The organism is Candidatus Neomarinimicrobiota bacterium (genome assembly GCA_021734025.1).
GTDB lineage: Bacteria > Fidelibacterota > JAANXI01 > JAANXI01 > JAANXI01 > JAANXI01.
Genome location: JAIPJS010000016.1, coordinates 44,216 through 63,851, shown reverse-complemented (window position 1 = coordinate 63,851; position 19,636 = coordinate 44,216). Strand labels below are relative to the sequence as shown.

The window sequence follows — 19,636 nt, the reverse complement described above, 5'->3', positions numbered from 1 at the left end:
AAAAGCCGGCACCGGCATCTAAATTTTCATGCTTTGGTCTTGGGCCCTTAGCTCAGTTGGTCAGAGCGACGGACTCATAATCCGTTGGTCGGGGGTTCGAGTCCCTCAGGGCCCACACTTGCAAACCCTTGTGATGCTTGTGGTTAAGGCGTTGCAGGGGTTTTGTGTGTCTGGGTATTTTTCGACAAAATCCTGCATACACCGCATATTCCCCAGTAGTTTGTCCATATATTGTCCACGGAAATTCCTGGAATAATTCTAACATTTTAGAATCTCATGGCCCAAAATAGAACACAACCTAAAGATAACTCGATAACGCAACCGCCTGTTCAGGTTACCGCCATCCAGATGCGTCAGAAACTAATCCCTCAATCCCCTAAACTTCCCGAACTTGATAGATACTCCTCCGAAGAATCCAAAGAGAATATTATTCGGCAAACTAGCAAACTTGCAAACCAAACACCAGTCGAATGACCAATTCCGATACCAGGCCTAATGAATTGGGGTGCGTTGCTCACGACTTCTACCAGCAGGTAGGCGACAAAGCAATAAACACCTATTTAAACTTGAGTAATCGATATTCCGGTTAATTTTGTTTTATATAAAAACCAGCTGCCCTAAAACCCTTGTGTTGCCTCACCACATCAAGTACTATAGGGTAACTTTTACATTGGAGTGTACCCAAGTAGTTATTGCATTACGGATTAGTAGTATTTCATAGATTCGTGTGACAATTACTGGAATAGCCAAACAAATACGCCTCACTGTGCCGCCACCTAATTTACCGGAAGGGAAAGTACATTGAATCTACTGTTTAATCTGCGGTTGGAGTTTTTTCTGATATTCTTGCTCGTTTTCGGTGCGTCGTTGGACGCTTCTCAAATAACTCAGACGGTTAAGGGCCGGGTTGTCGACCAGGAAACGAGAACCGGACTGGCCGGTGCAAATGTTGTCATTCTTGATACTGAAATGGGCGCGGCAACCGATGCAAATGGGCATTTCCGGATACCGGGTATTCCGATAGGCCGATATAGTATCAAGGTCATGTATATGGGCTATCAATCCCGAATTATTCCGGAAATCCTCGTTGGATCGGGCAAAGAAGTTGTAAAAACTATTGGGCTGGAAGAGAAAATCATTGAGGGGCAGGCGGTGTCGGTTACTCCGAAAATTGATAAAAGTAAGCCGTTAAATTCTCAAGCAACTGTGAGTGCCCGGTCCTTCTCGGTAGAGGAAACCCGTCGGTATGCCGGTGGATTGGACGATCCTGCGAGGCTTGCTTCCAGCTTCGCAGGAGTGACATACGGGAATGCGCAGGATAATGCCATTATAATCCGAGGCAACGCTCCCAAAGGATTGCTGTGGCGTCTGGAAGGTATTGAAATTCCGAATCCAAATCATTTCCCTGGTGGAAATGTTATCGGCGGAGGACTGGTCACTATTTTCAGCAATCAACTCCTGGACAATTCAGATTTTTTCACCGGGGCATTCCCGGCTGAATACGGGAACGCACTGTCTGGTGTATTTGACATGAGCCTGCGTAACGGAAACAGTGACGTACGCGAATATACGTTTCAAACTGGTCTTATGGGGATCGACCTTGCCGCAGAAGGCCCGTTTCCGCAGCTAGAAAACGCGTCATATTTAGTAAACTATCGGTATTCTGCTATTGGGTTACTGACCGATTTACAGGTGATCGATACAGAACAAAATCCCCGGTATCAGGATTTGTCATTTAAGTTGAATTTCCCAACGCACAAAATCGGCACGGTCTCATTATGGGGCATCGGAAGCGTAGACCGGATTGCCGAAATTGAACAACCCGATTCTGCACAGTGGGAAACGAACTGGGACCGGGTAAAGTACGATTCTGAGTTTCGGATAGGAGCCATTGGATTAAACCATAAATATCTCACAGGAACATCTACCTACATTAACACGACCATTGCGACCACCGGTGAAGATGTATTTTACGATCATGACCGGCTGGATGATGCGCTGACACTTCGGGATGAAGAGTTTATTGATAGATTCAATGGCAAGACCACATTCACATCGGAGGTAACCCATAAATTCAGTCCGCAATTTAACAGCACGACCGGGATCATCTGGAGTCACCTCTTTTATGATATGACGTTGCGCTCAACTGCGGACAACGATCCGGACACTTATCAAACATTCGTTGATGAGTCGGGAAGCACGCAGTTTTTCCAGGGCTATACTCAGACAGAATACAGGTTATATAACGATCTGAGATTTAATGCCGGGGTGCATTATGGGTATTTCCTCCTGAATAGCAATGCCTCTATAGAGCCACGCGCAGGTGTCAAATGGAAGCTTCATCCACGTCATTCGCTGAGTTTTGGGTACGGACGGCACAGTCAGCTTGAGGGCTTGCAGTACTACCTGGCAAAGCGGACGACAGCCAGTGGAACGGAACAACCGAATAAGGACTTAGATTTCGCCCGGGCCGATCATTTTGTATTCGGGTACGATTTCCAGATCACAAAAACCACCCGGATAAAGATCGAGCCGTATTATCAGTATCTCTTCGATATTCCGGTGAAAAGAGATGCCCCTTTTTCTTTCATCAATCTGAAAAATGAGTTTTACATCAATGAACCGCTAGTGAATGAAGGTACAGGGAAAAATATCGGCATTGATGTCACGCTGGAACGGTTCCTGAATAACGATTATTACTATCTCATGACAGCGTCCGTATTCGATTCGAAATATACCGGAGGTGACGGGGTGGAACGTGACAGCCGATATAACCGGCAATATGTCGTCAATGCTCTCGGTGGGAAGGAATTCCATGTGAAAGGCAAAAATATCCTTGGAGTAAACGGCCGATTGACCTGGATGGGCGGTGAACGAACAAGCCCGGTTTTACGAAGCGCCTCATTACGGGAGAAAAGAACTATTCTCGATGAATCCCGACTATTCGAAGGGGCACTGGATGGTAATTTCTATCTTGATTTATCATTGACCTATCGGATGAATAGTCAGAACCTTTCACACATTTTTGCTCTGCAGGTGAAAAATATCCTGGGCAGCGCAGATGACTATGGATATGTATACAATATTCAAAGAGAAAAAATTGAGAAGGACCGCATGGTGATCACCTTACCTTCGATCAGCTATAAAATTGAGTTTTAACCTGAATCATTCATAAATCTGAATAAATGAACGTCCTCTATGTGTGTTAAGATCAATATTTTCAGTTAGGTAGAGACGTTCCATGGAACGTCTCTACTTGGAACATTTCCAATACTTCCTCTGGTTCGGAAAAGCCCCCTGAATACTTGTTCAACTGGATTCCCGAAAAATGTGCTGCTATTTTATGAATTATGCAGGTTAACTGAACCTGATCATGCGGAGGATAGGATGATTCAAGAATACACATACAAACCGGTCCAATATTTTTTTCTCACCTTCTTAGTCAGTTTTGCCTTCTATTTCGCAGGAGCGTATCTCAGTTTCCATGAAACGCTTAGCGACTATTATATGCTCTTCATGCTGATTGGATTAATGACACCGTTCCTTCTCTCGGCGGGAATGATATTCACCGCCGGAAACGCCAATCTAATCCAGGATTTTGCCAACCGGCTTGTGAATATTAAACTCATCGATCCGAAGACATTACCATTCTTCATTTTGTTAATGCCGCTCTCGGTAATAGCGTCTATCCTTCTCTCCCTGCCTTTCGGGGAGTCGTTGGATCAGATTCAGCTTGCGGAAGGGTTCTCTTTCTCTACCGGATTCGTTCCCGTATTGCTGTTGCTCTTCCTTGCTGCGACATTTGAAGAACTTGGATGGCGCGGATACGCGTTCGACAGTTTGCAGAGCAGATATAGTATTCTTACTGCGACACTCATATTCAGTGTGCTCTGGTCGCTCTGGCATTTCCCCTTGCTCTTCGTGAAAGATTCCTACCAGTATGAGATCCTTCACCAGAACACTTGGTTTGCAGTCAATTTTTTCGTAAGCATTATCCCGCTGGGGATTATCATTACATGGATTTGCATCCGGAATAGAAAAAGTGTGATTGCAGCGGCCTTGTTTCATTTTATTGTGAATTTATCGCAGGAAGTTTTAGCGATTACCCAGATTACAAAAAGTGTTGAAACCCTGGTGCTTTCAGTTGTGGCGGTGGCGATTATAATAATAGATAAAGAGGTATTCTTTCCACGGGATCTCATCACGGAGGAAGCAACAGCGAGTGCAAAAGCGATCCAGCCAGGCTGGCAGTAAGTTCGTATTGCAAGAAACTTCGCTGTCCCAGAAGAATGGTCATTAATCCACCATCCTATAGGACCAGTTTTTGCCCGGTTCTGCAGCTCCGCAGACGAGACATAGGTATTCCCCCGTGTTATCGATTGTGTCTCAGGTTACGGTTCCTGAGGATAACGGTTAGTGTTCCAACGATTCCGGCCACCAGCAGACCGATATCCTCATAGATGCCGAAGTTCAGCGCGGCACCAAAGCCGATAAGTGACCAGATTCCTGGAATGATCAGCAGGTGAACCGGTACTCTGCGGATTGCAGTCAGCAGTATCCCGAACGTGAATATAGTGGTGGGACAGGGCAGACCAAACGTGGGCAGTTCAGGATACGGGTGACCTAGAACAGTCCCAAGTACTGGGTAGATAATCAGCGCATACGCAAAAAATACCCATGCCAGCATCCGCGCTCCGGAATCCTTCAAACTGAACTGCAATTTCCGGGAAAAACCCGCATCAAACATGAAAAGGGCACCTTGCAGGACAAACAACGCACCAAATCCCCATGCGGCTTTATTGATAGCGGTGAAGTGGATCCAGTGATACGCGATCCCCATCCAGAGCCAGTATCCCCCAATTATTCCCGAGACGATCCGGCTTCGGATTTCCCGTTGTCTCCAAATCAGTGCAAGTAAAATAAATGCACTTAACACCAAGATAATTTGCATAGGCCAAACTGCCTGATTGTATGCCACGATAACCTTAATAAATTCCTCAGATGTAAATGGTATATTCATTTCCTACCTCCCCTGGTAATGAGTTGATGAATCAGAAAATTGTCCCGTTGTACCTGAATCTTCCAGCCGGCGGACGCCAAACAAATAGTGCATGGTGAGTCCGATGCCCCAGCCGACCATCGGAAACAGAAACCAGAGAAATTCCGGGACAAAAGTGAGATTGATGAGAACCAACAGCGGAATAACACACAGATAAGCCAGCCGGTGCATCCGGAATCCCCGGTTTTCCTTCACTAATTGTGCAGATTCCTGTGACATGACTTCCTCCTTCAGTTAGTGGTTTTTTACACTCCAGATTCGATCCACACCGTATGCTTCACGGAACCCAGTTCCCGGCCACCCGCCAGGATATTAAGCGCCAGGGTACTGCCTTGGACCGGCAGCGAGCCATCCCAGGACAGGTGCAGGCAGAGATCCGTCTCATATCTGGCGTGATAATAGATGTGGAGAAACTCCAGCTCGGGGAACTGGTCGCGGTTTCGGAGGCTCACCCGGAGCTTTGAAATCAGTTCGTCCCGCGTCCCTTCCGTCACCCTGATGTGAATCTCTTCCAGTGCCTTCATCGCTTTTTCCTTTTGTTTGTGTTCTATACTTCTCTATGCAGCGACTGTGCCAAAATCGTAAGTCAATCATAAACATATACTTACATTTCTTACCCAAATCCGGGAGTGTCGTATATGGCATTTCCGACTGTCATATATGGCATTTCATGCGTATTCTACCGTATATGACAGTTTTACCAGGAGAAGGTATGATAGAAAAGGATCTGTTTCGGGAAGTCACAAATAGAATGTGTAGTACACTCGATTTGACGGAGGGATTGAAAGAAACCTTTCCACTGCTGTGCGAACAGTTTCCGCTGGACGAAATCCGACTGAACATCCTGGATACGGAACTACGCGCGGTGAAGACGGTTGCGGTGGTGACCAAAGATGAATCCCAGGATCTTTTTACCAATCCGATAGTGTTGCCGCTTCCCAACGATGCCATTGCCGAACTCACCGGCGACGAACTCCCCGACATCCGCACGGTGGATCGGATCAACGAGGATCGCGCCACGGCCTCTATCCGCTCGGAGTTTTTCCCGGACGTGCCGGAATCGTCCATGCTGATTATGCGGCTCACTGTGGACGATCAGCGACTGGGCGTGCTGCTTCTCCGCGCTGAGGGAGTCGGTCGATACACAGCAGGACATAAACAGCTCATCGGCGAACTCAATGAACCGTTCAGTATCGCTTTGAGCAACGCCCTGGCTCACCGGGAGATCCAGCGGCTCAACGCAGCATTACGAGAGGAAAACCGCTTCCTGCAAAAGGAAAGCCGTTCCACTGCCGAGGATGTGGTAGGCGCGTCGTTTGGGCTTTCAAATGTAATGGAGAAGGTGCATCAGGTCGCTCCCATGGATACCACGGTGTTGCTCCTCGGCGAAACCGGTGTGGGCAAGGAAGTCATCGCTGACGCCATACACGATCTATCCGGCAGAAAGAATGGACCGTTAGTCAAGGTCAACTGCGGTGCGATCCCGGAATCGCTCATCGACAGCGAACTGTTTGGTCACGAGAAGGGCGCCTTTACCGGGGCTGTCTCCGAGAAAAAAGGGCGCTTCGAGCGCGCTCGCGGCGGAACGCTTTTTCTCGATGAGATCGGCGAACTGCCGCCGGAGGCCCAGTTGCGGTTACTCCGCGTGCTCCAGACCAACACCTTCGAGCGGGTCGGCGGCAGCGAAACGCTGGAGACGGACGCACGGATCGTGGCAGCCACCCACCGGGATCTGGAATCAATGGTGGAATCCGGCGAATTCCGTCAGGATCTCTGGTACCGGATCAACGTGTTTCCGATTGCGATTCCGCCGCTCCGGGAACGCCGCCAGGATATTCCGGCGCTGGTGAATCGTCTGGTGGAAAAAAGATCTCAGGAGATGGGCATCTATCCGCCTCCGGCGCTCGAAGAAGGTGCTATGACCAGGCTCCGGGATCGGAACTGGCCTGGCAACGTGCGGGAACTGGAGAATGTGATAGAGCGGGAACTTATCCTGCGTCGGAACGAGCCGCTGCAATTCGATTGGCTCGCTACGGAAGAAATCCCGTCAACGAAATCCGATGCGGAGGTTCCACCCGCAAAACTAGATACGATTATTACGAAACATATCAAGCGCGCCCTGAACTATGCCGAAGGCAAAGTCGGCGGCCCTGGCGGCGCGGCGGACATCCTTGGAATAAACCCCAGCACGCTTCGCCACCGTATGAAAAAACTTGGGATCCCCTATGGGCGTAAATCCACTTAGAGATTTTCCGTAGAGCAATGTCTCATCCGCAAATTGTTACTCCATTTTCGTTGGTCATTCCTTACATTATTTTAACTATAATACAATATTGTGAGGGATTAGAAGTATCCAGTGAATTCATCTGGTGTCCAAAACAGTAAAGTGCAAGCGAATCCCGCGGCCTGGGTTGACCAGTACGGAGATTACCTCTACCGCTACGCCGTGCCCCGGGTGGCAAGCGAGGAGGATGCTGAAGACCTGGTACAGGAAACCTTTCTCAGCGCACTGGAAGCCTATTCCGATTTTCGCGGGGATTCGTCCGTGCGGACGTGGCTGTTCAGTATCCTGCGTCGCAAGATAATCGACTATTATCGCAAGAAAGGTCATCGGGACGACCACGAAATCGACGGGGACTATAACGAGTCCGCCGACTTCTATGCCGAAGGGACCATGAAGGGACGGTGGAAGCCCGAGGCTGCTCCACGGGATTGGCGGCGTGACCCCGAAGCGCAGACGGAAACCGAGGGGTTTATGCAGGCGCTCCATCGCTGCATCAACCAATTGTCCTCCGGATTAGCGGCGGCGTTCACCCTCAGAGAACTCGAAGAGATGGATACCGATGCAATCTGTAAGGAATTGGAGATTACTTCGTCTAACTTATGGGTGCGGTTACACCGGGCGAGAAAGCAAATCCGGCAGTGCCTGGAGCAAAGCTGGATTCATCCTGACACTGTAGAATAAATCGGACAGAACGATGAAAACAACAATTATGATGCACGTTATAAAACCGGTTATCGATAAGCTCACACCGAGTTGTGAGATTATATCGCAACAGATTTCCCGGTCGATGGATAGCCCGCTGAGCCTGAAGGAGCGTATGCAGGTACGGGTCCACCTGATGGCGTGTAAATTATGCACCCGGTACCGGAATCAGCTGCTTGCCATTCGGCAGAAGATTCGGGACCAGACCGAGGCATGGGATGCCGATTCCGACATCTCGGAATTCCACCTCTCTCCGGAAAAACGGGAGCAGATCAAAGAGAAGATGCGCGATAGTGCGTCGGACTCCACAAATAAATAATCGCTGGGTTTTCTAACGTTTCGCCTGAGTTATTCCTGCAATTATCATGTGCTTCATTTTGTGAGTTTCTCCCAAATAGTCTGACAGGGGACAGCTACTCTATCTCATCAGCCTCACCAGAGATGTCTTCCGGCATAGGATGAACGTCGTAATAAATTTCCTGGCCCTGAAACCAAAAAGTATATCTAATGGGATGCAGATAGATTTTCGAAAATTTAAGAATTAGTCGGGGTACAAATGTAAAAAATCGATGACGAAAACAGACGGTTCACTGTTTCAGGATCCACCCGAATTTTCGCTCCCAGCACTTTATCTGATTATCGTAACCACCGGAAACGATCCAGGTGGCGTCATCAGCGATGCTGACAGCCCAGAGTTTTTCGGCATTGGTGTCGCTCCAGAGTAAATCACCGGTGTTCGTGTTCCATACCGTCACATTGCCATCCTCTGATCCGGTTACCACACGTTCAGTGGTTTGAGCTGCCATGAGAGTCGTAATCGATTTCCCGGGATCAATCTGCCAAATTTTTGCTCCTGTCTCTGAATCCCATGCCGATAAATCAATATCCGGCCCACTAGCCAACACGGTCGGTGCATCAAAGGCATTTACAATTTCCATTACGGGTCCGCAGGATTGTTTCCATATAATATCCCCCGTATCATAATCCAGTACAGTAATGCCCCTGTCACTTCCGACCAGAACGTATGCCTGATCTGGATCAATATTTACGGAGTTCAGCGGGCTACCGATTTCCTTGTCCCACACCTCTGCCCCAGTAGCTGCATTCCACATTACCACGGATCCGCCTGAGCCGGCTGAAACCACAGCAGACCCATCCGCCGTAAATTGTACACTTCGTACATCGTCAGAATGATGTCCTGCCCATAATTCTGTACCGGTGGTGATATCCCACACTTTCAGAGAGTTGTCCTGACTCCCGGTCACCAGCCTGGTATTATCCGCCGCAATGTCGACATCCCATACGACTCCGGTGTGCTGATCGGTCCAATTTTGGGTGCCGGATGCTGCATCCCAGCTTACCACCTGGCCCCCATATCCTCCGGAAATTACTGTTCCGGACAATCCGCCAAAATCGAGAACGTTTACCGGACCGGATTGGGTTCCCGACCACACCAGTGTTCCGTCTGACCGGTCCCACAACTTTATCGAATTTTCCTGCCCGCCGGAGGCTATCCACTGGTGATCATCGCTCATGGCTACGGAAATCACATTGTCAGAATGGCTGCCGTTCCAGTGTTCATCATAGTATTCACCCCAGATTATCGTATGCACCTTGCTCGATTGGGAAACATTGTGTGCAGTGACAGTGCGAACCCGGTACGTATATTGGTTATTTTGTGTAATGTCCCCATCACTGAACTCCAGGTGACTCGTTTTACCCCGGACGATATACGGTCCGTTTTCTTCTTTTCGCTCAACCTGATACTCCGTGACGTACGGCAGATCAACAGCCTCCCAGGCGAGATGGACCGAATATGGATCGTCCGATGATATTTCAACGTTACCGGGAGGGGGCAAATAGGTTTGTTTGGATTTGGTAACCGCCGGATGTGATTGATTCTCGGCCGTTATGGCATGGAGACGGTAAACATAATCATATCCGACAGTCAAATTTGAGTCGACATAGGATTCTGAATTGGACGGGATCTCTGCAAGGAAATCGTAGGTTCCGCCGTTCACGCTCCGATATATTCCGAACCCGGTTTCATAGGTGTAAATATCCTGCCAGTGTAATTTCAAGCGATAATCGTCGAGCACCTCGACGGATAAATCCTTGGGAGCAGGGAACGTTGGTTTGATATCTTTCGTCTCTTCGCCTGAGAAATTCCCACCTGCATAACCCTGTATCCGGTAGGTCAGGGTGGTATCAAGAAGAATCTTTGTGTCAGTCCACGTCTCCGTATTCTCTACGGCTATCGCATAGTGCGTCTGCCATTCCCCGTCGCCGATTTTTCGGCCGATCCGGAAACCCTCTTCACCATCGCTTTCATCCTCCCAGGAAAGTTTGATTTCTGTGTCAGTCTTCTGGGTGACCTGAAATTCGGCGGGTTTGGGAAAGGACGGATTGAGACTCAACACGAGCGGTAAGGATTCATTCTCATCGGCGTAGACATAGACCCGGTAATAATTAACATTGCTGGTGACAGCAGCAGTGTCCACCCAGGAGGTGGAATCCGTCTTTCCATAGGCAAGAATCCAATCCCCGTCATCTCCCAGTTTCCGGTCGATTTTGTAACCAGCGATATGTGTCTGCTGTTCCTCCCAGGAGAGCCGAACTGTGTGGACGTCCACCTGAGTAATGTCCAGATTCAACGGTGACTTCACTCCGATGAAATTGCCCGAATCATACGGATTATTCCAGTCGCGCACCTCACAGGAAAACAACAAAATCAACACTAAAATCAGACTTGCTGGGATATGGATCGCGCGGGTCACCATGTAAATATCGCTCCCAGGGAATAGTGCATTGTACCGTCTGCATCTGATACGGCCTTCAACTGGTTGGTGATCTCCATCTCCCGGAAATGATACGAAAGCGCTGGCAGCAGACAGGCCGCACTTATCCCGTAGAATATGGGATAGAGGGTATCCTCCAGTTCAATCAGCCGGTGTAGATCTGAGGCCCGGCCCGTGGAGGTCTTATACGCCTCGTAATGTTTGTCTGCCGAATACCGAATGTACACCCCTATCGCGCCACTCACGATGGAACTACCCAGCCAGATATTTCTCTTCCGGTGATACTCACTCTTTCGGCGTTGTAATTCTTTCGTAGTCAGTTCCGGCTCACCGGATTCAACCTCGGATTGCTGTACGATCGGCGCTTTAGCCATCAGCATGAATTCCAACGAACCTATATTGGTCTCCGGTAAGGTCACCGTCTGTAGCGGCTCTCCGGCATGGACCGTGTGCGCAGCAAAATTCAGCAGAGCACACAAAATAGCATATTGTATCATCGTGAATTTTTGTGTCTGATTCATCCTAGAAATCCACTCCAAATCCGAATCTAATTCTTCGATACATATCTACAGCGCCCGGATCGTGTAACTCTCCACCGACGCGGCCTTTGTGATCCACCCAGAGCACATTTCTCCGGTCGAAAGCATTGAGTATTTCCAGCGAGAGATACGGGTGTACTTTGCCGATTTTGAACTGCTTGTTGACCCGGATATCCAACGTTGATGTCGGATCGAGGCGGCCATTATTTGGGGTAGTCGATTCACCGACGTTTTCCGTATACGGCAGGGGACTGTTCCAGCGCCAGAGGAGGTTTACTCCGCCGACTCCGGGCTTCCGGAAATCCATATTGGCCACCAGCGTGTGTCGCTGGTCCCAGCTGAGCGGGTACTCGTCCACCGGTACCTGATAGCCGCGCTCGGTCCACAGAAATTTTTCGAGCGCACTTGAGCCGGTGCCCTTGGCATACATGTACGTGTAGTTAATTTTCCCGGAAATATACTTATTGTAATCCCGGTGCAGGGAGAACTCAAAACCGCGGATATTGACGTGTGTCATGTTGACGAATCGGGTAAATCCGGAACTGTTGTATACATCCTCTTCAGTGGGGTTCTTATAGGTATTTGCATCCACGAGGTTCGAGACATCTTTGTTAAAGACAGTTGCATCCATTAACAGGTGACTACTGAGCTGGCTTCGATAACTGAGCTCATACATCACCGTCTTGGCCGGCTTAAGATCCGGATCGCCGAGGGGTGAAAACCCCTGCGCCGTGCTCAAGTTGGAGTTGGTGTACAGGTATTCAAACAGCGGTATCTGGAAAAAGTGCCCGTAGTTTACGTGCAGGACATCCGTGGGAGTCACCGGAAAGGCCACACCAAGCCGGGGACTGAACTGGTACTTTGGGTCGGCCGGGACAGACCCCTCGTGATCGATGATCCATTCGCTGCGATCGCCGACCAGTTTCTCTTCCAGCGCCGGTCGCGAAGCCCGGGGATCGAAATAATCGAAGCGTATCCCGAAGTTGAAGACCGCGCTGGTGAAATCCATCTTGTCCTGCAGATACCACGCCGCCCGCCAGGGATAATACTGGTACTCCGTATCGTAAGTGATGAACTGGGGAAAATCGGCATCCGGTGTTGGGATGAACTTGGACTGCACGTTTTTCTTGTACAGGTCGAAATAGGTGAACCGTGCGCCGGTTTTAATCTGGTGGTGCTCGGTAACCTGGCTGGTAAGATCCAGTTTGGCTAGCGTTTGTACTTCACCGTGATCCATCCACCACGGCAGCCGCCCTGTATGTATAAACCCGCGCCAGTCGCTCAGGCTCTCTACGCCGTCACTGTTATAATCGTAGAAAGAGAGATTCGGTAGTTCTTCGGTGTTTTCACCCAGGATGGATTTCAGCACGTTGTATTGACTGAGCCGAATCTCGTAGAACGTTCGCGAAGAGAGCGTATGCACTCCTGTCAGGCTGATACGATAACTTTTTTTCGTCCGCACCGGCAGCCCGGATTGATTGTACTTCCACTTGTGATCGTACTCCGTCCAATCCCACATGGAAAGCAGTCCCTGGGCAGTCAGCTTCAGGGATTCCGTGGGCCGGTATGTCAGTTTGGTATTGATGTTGTAGTTATAACTTTCGTCCGCGTTGAGCACCATCATCCGGTTGCCGTACTGCTCGTCCTTCCACCGGGAGTAGGGGTATTCGAAATTCGCGGAAATATAGTAGCCCGCCTTTTCGGGATAAATCGGCCCGCTCAGACTCACCTCACCCAGCCGATCCACCGGGCTCACCTCGCGACCCATGGGTGACGGATTTCGACCGAGATGGGTCACGTCGTATTCCGCCTTGCCCTTGAATTGCTCGGTACCTTCCTTAGTCAAAATATTGACGACGCCGGACATGGCATTGCCGTATTCCGCATTGAATCCACCCGTCTGGACTGTCATTTCGATGATGGAACTGTTCGGGAGCTCCGATCCGGCCTTCCCTTCGATGGCTTCCATGATCGGAATACCATCGACCAGGTAGAGGACTTCCGTTTTGCGTCCACCACGGATATGTCCTGCGGCGACACCCGGCTGGATGTTGACCAATTCCTGGTAGGACTGGAGCGGCAGATTTTCGATTTCATATGATGAAACGAATCGCGTCGTACCGGTGATATCCTTGCGCAGCATGGGTGATTCGGCCGTCACCACCACCTCTTCCCCCTCTATGGCCGAGGGCTCCAGTGCAAAGTCAATGGTTGTGCGGAGATCCGTCAACACTACGACATTGGTTTTGACGACTTTTTTATAGCCGATTAAAGAAACCGCTACTTTATATTCACCTGCTGGAATATTATTAATGACGTAGAAGCCGTTATTATTCGTTGCTGCGCCGAGGTATGTGTCCGGGATATATACGTTCACGCCCGAAAGAGATTGGCCGGTTTCTGCATCGATCACCCGACCGGCAATGGTGCCGGTTACACCTGCTTCAAGCATGGTCCATGGCAGCAGCCATAACAGAAGGATAAGACAGCCGTATCTGTCGAACAATAATTTCTCTACCTTTTGCATAATACTTTACAAATTCGGATCGCGAAAACTATACACTACTTTGGACATTGAATTACTAATCCACAACTGATGGTTGATTGTTGAATAATACAGGTCGTGTGTAGTGATCCATTTAAGACCCTGCCCGTCTTCCACCGGATGATACGTTGCCAGGATTTCTCCCTGGCGATTAATTTTAAATAATACATCCTCTGTTGGATTACAAGTCCAAAAATTCTCACCAGCTGCTGTCAAATTACTCAGAATCCCGGTATCGACGTCATATTCGGCAGTGACCGTCGCCGGATCCTTCCCGCGATACTGTAATTTCGACCGGTGCACGCTCCAAAATTTTGTCCCGTCCCAGGCCAAACCGCTGAACGGCTCGGTCACTGTTATTTCCTCAACCAATTCACCGGTCGACTTCTTATAACGCTTAACCGTTGTTGAGTTTCCGGCATAGAAATATTGTCCGACATTGAAAAAAATGTCAGCGCCCGGCATGCGATTATCTACCTGCCCGGTTACATTTATCTGGTCGTTCTCAGAGCGCAGCTCACAGAAATATATTTTAAGCCGTCGTCTGAAATTTGCCACAAACTCTCCGAACACATATAAGGTGTTTTCACTCCAACTGATCCGAGGATTTGACGTAAGGAAGTTCATGGGGTAGATATTCGTACTGACAAGTGGTTTGGGCAGGCCATAAATCCTGGAGGTGCTCTCGTAGTTCATGGAAAATTCCCGTTCTGCAACTTTATACCCGTCGCGAAACAGTTCAACTATATAGTTCCCGGGGACGACGGAGTCTATTTGAAACATGCCCACAGAGTCCGACGCAGATTCCATTGCTACCGGGGATACTTCATAATGAAGGTCAATGGGACGAATAATAATTCTGCCGCTGGCAACCGGCTGTGCTGTATCATCCATATCCACCAGTGATCCGGTAAGCGTATACCGTGGCACTTCCGGTCTGGTAATGCTGTGGTCCTGTTTGTCCCAGCAACTATTCAGCGATAATCCCAATAGTATACTCATGAATACGAGCTGCCAGAATCCTCCCCGGAATATATTACGGTGTTGGAATTGTATATATGCTTTTTCCATCGGTGGTAATCCACAATCTTTCATCGTATTCCGAATATGATATATCGACTATTTGCAACCAGATTTCCTTTTTAGAACCAAACAGGCGATATGCATTCAAAATTGATCCATCCTGTTTTAGTTTCAGCATTACCTGGTCGCCGGTATCAAAGATGTAAAATGCGCCGCCAGCCGCAGTGATACAGTTAAAATAGCTCCCGCCTGTCTGGTAGGTCTCCTGCACTGTGCGAATATCCTTGCCGCGGAATTGCAGTATTCGGCCGAAAACAGTCCAGATGCCACGGGAATTTTGGGTCAGGCCGTAAAATTTTTCGGAGCCTTCCATGGTGAATTCGCTCAGTGTCTGTCCGGTGGTTGGATCGATCAGCAGCACCGTTGATCCAAACGCCCTGTAGAGCAGACGATCTGCCACATCCAACACGGTCGCTTCCGGGAGTGGGTCATCATAATATTTTACACCGTGTAATTGTCCTGTTGACGCCTGCAAAGCCGGACGGCACTGATGTAACGCAGGCATTGCTTTTAAATTCTGAATGTAACTCCCGGTTAGCCACGCTTTTGTTCCAACCCAGGCAATCAGTAATCGGTATGCACCTGCCGGGCTATTCACATCTTTGCTGATTTTCCTGTCACTAACAAGATAATCCGGAGTGGAGACCTGCAAAAACCGGTCTGAGTAATTGATGTTAATCTGCTTGCTCACCACGCGATACTTATCCCGGTAAACCTGTAGAATGTATAACCCGGGATAGGCCGTATCGAAATGAAAAAACCCGTTGGTATCCACCACCGTGGTTTGCATATCAGGTGAGACATCATAAATCATTATGCTAGGGTAGAGCTTCACCGTCGCATTACTAACGGTCTGGCTGGTATCGTGCATCATTACGGTGTGCCCACTCAGTTCATAATGCGGCCATTCCGGTTGGGTCACCTCGTGTGATTGTTTGTCCCAGCAATTGGTCACAATGAGTACTGTAAATAACAGGACTGTAATATTTGTTCGGTGTGGATTCAAAATTTCATTTTCCAGAGATAACCGGCTGCTTCCGTCAAACGCTTCTCATAATAATCGGAGTACAGAATCGCGACTAGATCTCCATTCTTGTGTCGATTTATGGTAAACCCGCTCTAAAACGCCTCTCCTTCCTCCGGATGATAACCGATCCCCTGTTTGAGCTCTTCTCTGGTCATATCTTCGGTTCCGGCTGACTTTTTTTCCGGGCCTTCGACTTTAATTCCCGTTTGATCTCCGGGTTTTTTGAGATGCGTGGTCCAAAAAGAGCGAATCAATAATTACTGCCGCCCGGAACAGATTTTCGCAGACTTCCTGCTGATTGCATCCACTAAGTATGGTCACACATGATATTCGTCTCGGCGAATTGTGCGATTTAATCCTCAATCAGGGGAATGTCCGTTACCTGGTTTTGCAATTGTAGCACACAAATTCTTTATAAAGACGCAGACAGAATCAGGTTTGGTATATCCGGTTCTCCTTTCCCGGAAATTTTTTTCACTAATAATTGCTAATCTAAGGTACCAAGCGCCCCGAAACAATTCAGAATCCAGCATTTCGCCGATGAGACGATTGCAGAATTTTTGTTTCACAAAGGCACATCCATCCTTTTATAGTTGATTGCTTCACATATCACAGTTCAACAACACTTTTACATTGTCTGATACGCAGTTCAAAGTAGTCCTGCTCAGCCATTTCCCAGTAAAAATGTGATATTTTCGACTTGCTCCGGATTGTAGTGTAAGGTTTCTGGTTCTCGTTCGTCTAACAGAGTGAAGACAAAATGAGAACAATCCACACACACAACAAAGGAGTCACATAATGAAACATTTCACAAGAGCATTTACGGGAATAGCTGCTCTCATATTGGGGATTATGCTGAGTACGGGAAACCTGCAGGCGCAGAATTCCGGACTGGTGACCGTTCAGTCAGGCAAAGATTTTGACCAGACCGTGGAAACGCTGCGGCAGATGATCTCTAAAAATGACATGATGGTGATGTCCGAGATCAACCAGGGGAAAATCCTGTCCATGACCGGGCTGCAGCTGAACGCCACGTCGCTGTTTGTCGGAAATCCGAATATCGGGAACAAGCTCTTTTCCGCCGACCGAGGTGTCGGAGTGGCTGTGCCCGTCCGGGTCAACATCTACGAAGCATCGGATGGCAATACCTACATTAATTATGTGAAGCCGTCTCAGCAGCTGGCGTCGTTTGACAACCAGCAGATCAGTAAAATCGGACATAAGCTGGATCAAAAGCTAAACAAGTTAACTTCGATGCTGGCGAAATAACGAGTTGTGATGCTGCTGGTACGGGTATCAGAGCATGTACCGGCAGTATTGTAACGAACTCAAGAGCATATGAGCATAAAGGAACGGGATAGTATGAAACGATCAACTGAGAAAATCGCATTGACGGGCGGTACCCTCCTGGCAGCAGGAATTAGTCCAAACCTGTTCGTGGTTGCCCAAGCGGGTTATGCCAAACTATCCGCACTCGCTGTCAATTTCCTGTTACCATCAATTGTGGTATTATTGACGATCCTGCTGGTGGGGACTATTCACGGACACACCAACCTAGTCTCGCAGATCTAGTACGGAATAGTGGGCGGGCTGTTGGCTACTGTCGGATTGGAAATCGTTCGTCACACCGGATTTGTCCTCGGCGGGATGCCAGGAGAGATGCCGAAACTGTTAGGTGTGTTATTGCTGGATCGATTTGCGCTGGGGCCGAATTGGCTTTCCAATCTTGCAGGATGGGGTTACCATTTCTGGAACGGCGCTGCATTTGGTATCGTGTATACACTTCTCTTTGGCAAACCGCGCCTGTGGGGTGGCATTGGTTTTGGCGTCCTGATTGGTATCGGATTTATGATCAGTCCCGCAACCACCGCGCTCGGTATCGGAATATTTGGCATCCAGTTTAACATCGGATTTCCGATCACGGTTACGCTGGCACATGTCGCATACGGGACGATTCTGGGTTGGTACGTGCAGCGAAATCATCGGGAAGCGCCATCGATTATCCAGCAGATACAGACAATAGTCAAAGCCAGGTAACCACAGAATCTTGGAATTTTACAATCTGGTCATTAGGCTACATAATTAGGAAAAGGAGGAAAATACAATTTATGTCAAAGCAATTCGATGTCATCGTACTCGGAACAGGTAGCGCCGGTTCAACGGTTGCTCATACCTGCAAAAAAGCCGGGATGTCGGTCGCCATTATCGATTCCCGTCCATTCGGCGGGACGTGTGCTCTGCGGGGATGCGTACCAAAGAAGGTGTACACGGCAGCCTCCGAGGCTGTAGATTGGGCTGACCGGCTCAACGACAAGGGTATTGATAAGAACAATCTCAGGATCAACTGGGGCGATTTACAGGAATTCAAACGCACCTTCACCGAACCGTTCCCTGAAAACCGGGAGCAGGGATATACCGACGCAGGCATCGACACGTATCACGGTCGCGCCGAATACGCAGACGATCATACCGTACACGTCGGTGACACGACACTCCGGGGAGAGCATATCGTCATCGCCACCGGAGCGAAACCGCGTCCCCTTGGAATTCCTGGTGAACAGTATTTGACGAGCAGTACGGATTTCTTAAATCTGGAGCAACTACCGGACGATATTGTATTCATTGGAGCCGGATTTATCTCCATGGAATTTGCCCACGTAGCAGTCCGCGCAGGAGCCAGTGTCCGGATTATTCACCGGAGCGCCCGCCCGCTGAAACCGTTCGACCCGGATCTGGTGGATATCCTGGTGGACGCCTCCCGGGATGCCGGGATTGAGTTCAGTTTTAATGCAGAATTAACTGCCGTGGATCATTCCAATGATGCGTATATGGTCCATGCGACCAAAGATGGCGAAGAGCTGACGTTTGAGACTGACATGGTCGTCCACGGCGCCGGACGGGTAGCCGAGATCGATGATCTGAATCTTGAAAATGTTAGCGTAGACGCCCCTAGTCGTGGTGTGAAAGTCAACGAATATCTGCAGAGCGAGACTCATCCGCATATCTATGCCGGTGGAGACGCAGCGGATAGCGGTCCGCCATTAACACCGGTAGCCAGCCTGGACGGTGAAGTCATCGCTGACAACATTATCAACGGAGCTTCCCGTACACCGGATTACCGTGTTGTACCGAGCGTCGTCTTCAGCGAACCGCATTTGACGACGGTCGGGTTGTCTGAGCAGCAGGCTCGCGACCAGGGTCGTGATTTCCGGGTGAGTTTTTCAGACACGGGCAACTGGGTCACATCCCGGCGGATCAATCAACCGTATTCCGGGTTCAAGATTCTCATTGAGAAAGAGACCGACTTAATCCTGGGCGCCCATCTGCTTGGCCCCCACGCGGAGGAAGTGATCAATATCTTCGCCCTGGCGATTAAAGAGGATATACCGGCTTCCACGCTCAAAGAGATGATTTACGCCTATCCGACCAGCGCGTCCGATATTTCGTATATGCTGTAAATGAGATCGAGCGAACAAGACATTGCTACCTGTCAGCGTTCACAGGATTGCCATGTGATTGTAAGTAAATGCTCGTCTCCGATGCCCAGTAATGACCCTTTCAGGGCCCTGACCCCTATCCCACAGGGATCTCTACGAGGA

At 49.1% G+C, this 19,636-nt stretch carries 18 protein-coding genes and 1 tRNA gene; 10 read left to right on the top strand and 9 right to left on the bottom strand.

Annotated features, from left to right (window positions below; translation table 11 throughout):
- Window positions 1–41: 41 nt before the first annotated feature.
- The 3 genes from K9N57_14315 to K9N57_14305 all read left to right on the top strand — a co-directional run bounded on the left by K9N57_14315 (window position 42) and on the right by K9N57_14305 (window position 4,254).
- Window positions 42–115, top strand: a tRNA-Ile gene (locus tag K9N57_14315).
- A gap of 686 nt (window positions 116–801) precedes the next feature.
- Window positions 802–3,159 carry a TonB-dependent receptor gene (locus K9N57_14310; GenBank protein MCF7805354.1) on the top strand — a complete coding sequence of 786 codons (2,358 nt, stop codon included), beginning with the start codon at window positions 802–804 and terminating at the stop codon, window positions 3,157–3,159.
- 228 nt (window positions 3,160–3,387) lie between these two features.
- Window positions 3,388–4,254, top strand: coding sequence for a CPBP family intramembrane metalloprotease (locus K9N57_14305; protein MCF7805353.1), 867 nt, complete (start codon window positions 3,388–3,390; stop codon window positions 4,252–4,254).
- 118 nt (window positions 4,255–4,372) lie between these two features.
- Here K9N57_14305 and K9N57_14300 read toward each other — a convergent pair whose 3' ends face one another.
- From K9N57_14300 to K9N57_14290, 3 genes are read right to left on the bottom strand one after another with little or no spacing between them, the layout of a single operon-like run.
- Entirely contained in the window at window positions 4,373–5,020 is a 648-nt protein-coding gene (locus tag K9N57_14300) for a DUF6064 family protein (protein ID MCF7805352.1), read from the bottom strand.
- A 3-nt stretch (window positions 5,021–5,023) separates the two neighbouring features.
- Window positions 5,024–5,278, bottom strand: coding sequence for a 2TM domain-containing protein (locus tag K9N57_14295; GenBank protein ID MCF7805351.1), 255 nt, complete (start codon window positions 5,276–5,278; stop codon window positions 5,024–5,026).
- Window positions 5,279–5,304: 26 nt separating this feature from the next.
- Window positions 5,305–5,583 carry a hypothetical protein gene (locus K9N57_14290; GenBank protein ID MCF7805350.1) on the bottom strand — a complete coding sequence of 93 codons (279 nt, stop codon included), beginning with the start codon at window positions 5,581–5,583 and terminating at the stop codon, window positions 5,305–5,307.
- Window positions 5,584–5,771: 188 nt separating this feature from the next.
- On the opposite strand from K9N57_14290, the gene K9N57_14285 reads away from it, so the two are divergent.
- From K9N57_14285 to K9N57_14275, 3 genes are all read left to right on the top strand, one after another.
- The gene (locus tag K9N57_14285; protein ID MCF7805349.1) at window positions 5,772–7,304 is read left to right on the top strand and encodes a sigma 54-interacting transcriptional regulator; all 1,533 of its coding nucleotides are present in this window, start codon (window positions 5,772–5,774) and stop codon (window positions 7,302–7,304) included.
- A gap of 111 nt (window positions 7,305–7,415) precedes the next feature.
- Complete coding sequence (locus K9N57_14280; protein ID MCF7805348.1) at window positions 7,416–8,024, top strand: sigma-70 family RNA polymerase sigma factor; 609 nt, start codon at window positions 7,416–7,418, stop codon at window positions 8,022–8,024.
- A gap of 13 nt (window positions 8,025–8,037) precedes the next feature.
- A complete protein-coding gene (locus tag K9N57_14275; protein ID MCF7805347.1) occupies window positions 8,038–8,364 on the top strand; it encodes a zf-HC2 domain-containing protein in 327 nt (108 codons plus the stop codon).
- Window positions 8,365–8,632: 268 nt separating this feature from the next.
- On the opposite strand, the gene K9N57_14270 is transcribed toward K9N57_14275, so the two are convergent.
- From K9N57_14270 to K9N57_14245, 6 genes are all read right to left on the bottom strand, one after another.
- A complete protein-coding gene (locus K9N57_14270) occupies window positions 8,633–10,825 on the bottom strand; it encodes a PQQ-binding-like beta-propeller repeat protein (protein MCF7805346.1) in 2,193 nt (730 codons plus the stop codon).
- On the bottom strand, window positions 10,819–11,364 hold the full coding sequence (locus tag K9N57_14265; GenBank protein ID MCF7805345.1) for a hypothetical protein: 546 nt from the start codon (window positions 11,362–11,364) through the stop codon (window positions 10,819–10,821). The genes K9N57_14270 and K9N57_14265 overlap by 7 nt, the downstream gene beginning before the upstream one ends.
- A 1-nt stretch (window position 11,365) precedes the next feature.
- Window positions 11,366–13,909: a TonB-dependent receptor gene (locus K9N57_14260; protein MCF7805344.1), complete on the bottom strand. Its 2,544-nt coding sequence runs from the start codon at window positions 13,907–13,909 to the stop codon at window positions 11,366–11,368.
- Between the two features lie 6 nt (window positions 13,910–13,915).
- Window positions 13,916–14,929: a carboxypeptidase-like regulatory domain-containing protein gene (locus K9N57_14255; protein ID MCF7805343.1), complete on the bottom strand. Its 1,014-nt coding sequence runs from the start codon at window positions 14,927–14,929 to the stop codon at window positions 13,916–13,918.
- A 34-nt stretch (window positions 14,930–14,963) separates the two neighbouring features.
- Entirely contained in the window at window positions 14,964–16,016 is a 1,053-nt protein-coding gene (locus tag K9N57_14250; GenBank protein ID MCF7805342.1) for a hypothetical protein, read from the bottom strand.
- A 113-nt stretch (window positions 16,017–16,129) separates the two neighbouring features.
- Window positions 16,130–16,291, bottom strand: a complete 162-nt coding sequence (locus K9N57_14245; protein ID MCF7805341.1) for a hypothetical protein — start codon at window positions 16,289–16,291, stop codon at window positions 16,130–16,132.
- A 544-nt stretch (window positions 16,292–16,835) separates the two neighbouring features.
- Between K9N57_14245 and K9N57_14240 the strand changes: the two genes are divergently transcribed.
- From K9N57_14240 to K9N57_14225, 4 genes are all read left to right on the top strand, one after another.
- Window positions 16,836–17,306, top strand: coding sequence for a DUF302 domain-containing protein (locus K9N57_14240; protein MCF7805340.1), 471 nt, complete (start codon window positions 16,836–16,838; stop codon window positions 17,304–17,306).
- A gap of 93 nt (window positions 17,307–17,399) precedes the next feature.
- Window positions 17,400–17,609 carry a hypothetical protein gene (locus tag K9N57_14235; protein ID MCF7805339.1) on the top strand — a complete coding sequence of 70 codons (210 nt, stop codon included), beginning with the start codon at window positions 17,400–17,402 and terminating at the stop codon, window positions 17,607–17,609.
- A gap of 21 nt (window positions 17,610–17,630) precedes the next feature.
- Window positions 17,631–18,074 carry a hypothetical protein gene (locus K9N57_14230; GenBank protein MCF7805338.1) on the top strand — a complete coding sequence of 148 codons (444 nt, stop codon included), beginning with the start codon at window positions 17,631–17,633 and terminating at the stop codon, window positions 18,072–18,074.
- A gap of 71 nt (window positions 18,075–18,145) precedes the next feature.
- Window positions 18,146–19,495: an NAD(P)/FAD-dependent oxidoreductase gene (locus K9N57_14225; GenBank protein MCF7805337.1), complete on the top strand. Its 1,350-nt coding sequence runs from the start codon at window positions 18,146–18,148 to the stop codon at window positions 19,493–19,495.
- Window positions 19,496–19,636: the final 141 nt, after the last annotated feature.

What these genes read in the sequence shown, in the direction of transcription:
- K9N57_14305 (MCF7805353.1), top strand. Translation starts at nt 3,388, where the DNA reads ATGATTCAAGAATACACATACAAACCGGTCCAATATTTTTTTCTCACC.
- K9N57_14300 (MCF7805352.1), bottom strand. Translation starts at nt 5,020, where the DNA reads ATGAATATACCATTTACATCTGAGGAATTTATTAAGGTTATCGTGGCA.
- K9N57_14295 (MCF7805351.1), bottom strand. Translation starts at nt 5,278, where the DNA reads ATGTCACAGGAATCTGCACAATTAGTGAAGGAAAACCGGGGATTCCGG.
- K9N57_14290 (MCF7805350.1), bottom strand. Translation starts at nt 5,583, where the DNA reads ATGAAGGCACTGGAAGAGATTCACATCAGGGTGACGGAAGGGACGCGG.
- K9N57_14285 (MCF7805349.1), top strand. Translation starts at nt 5,772, where the DNA reads ATGATAGAAAAGGATCTGTTTCGGGAAGTCACAAATAGAATGTGTAGT.
- K9N57_14275 (MCF7805347.1), top strand. Translation starts at nt 8,038, where the DNA reads ATGAAAACAACAATTATGATGCACGTTATAAAACCGGTTATCGATAAG.
- K9N57_14270 (MCF7805346.1), bottom strand. Translation starts at nt 10,825, where the DNA reads ATGGTGACCCGCGCGATCCATATCCCAGCAAGTCTGATTTTAGTGTTG.
- K9N57_14265 (MCF7805345.1), bottom strand. Translation starts at nt 11,364, where the DNA reads ATGAATCAGACACAAAAATTCACGATGATACAATATGCTATTTTGTGT.
- K9N57_14260 (MCF7805344.1), bottom strand. Translation starts at nt 13,909, where the DNA reads ATGCAAAAGGTAGAGAAATTATTGTTCGACAGATACGGCTGTCTTATC.
- K9N57_14255 (MCF7805343.1), bottom strand. Translation starts at nt 14,929, where the DNA reads ATGAGTATACTATTGGGATTATCGCTGAATAGTTGCTGGGACAAACAG.
- K9N57_14240 (MCF7805340.1), top strand. Translation starts at nt 16,836, where the DNA reads ATGAAACATTTCACAAGAGCATTTACGGGAATAGCTGCTCTCATATTG.
- K9N57_14235 (MCF7805339.1), top strand. Translation starts at nt 17,400, where the DNA reads ATGAAACGATCAACTGAGAAAATCGCATTGACGGGCGGTACCCTCCTG.
- K9N57_14225 (MCF7805337.1), top strand. Translation starts at nt 18,146, where the DNA reads ATGTCAAAGCAATTCGATGTCATCGTACTCGGAACAGGTAGCGCCGGT.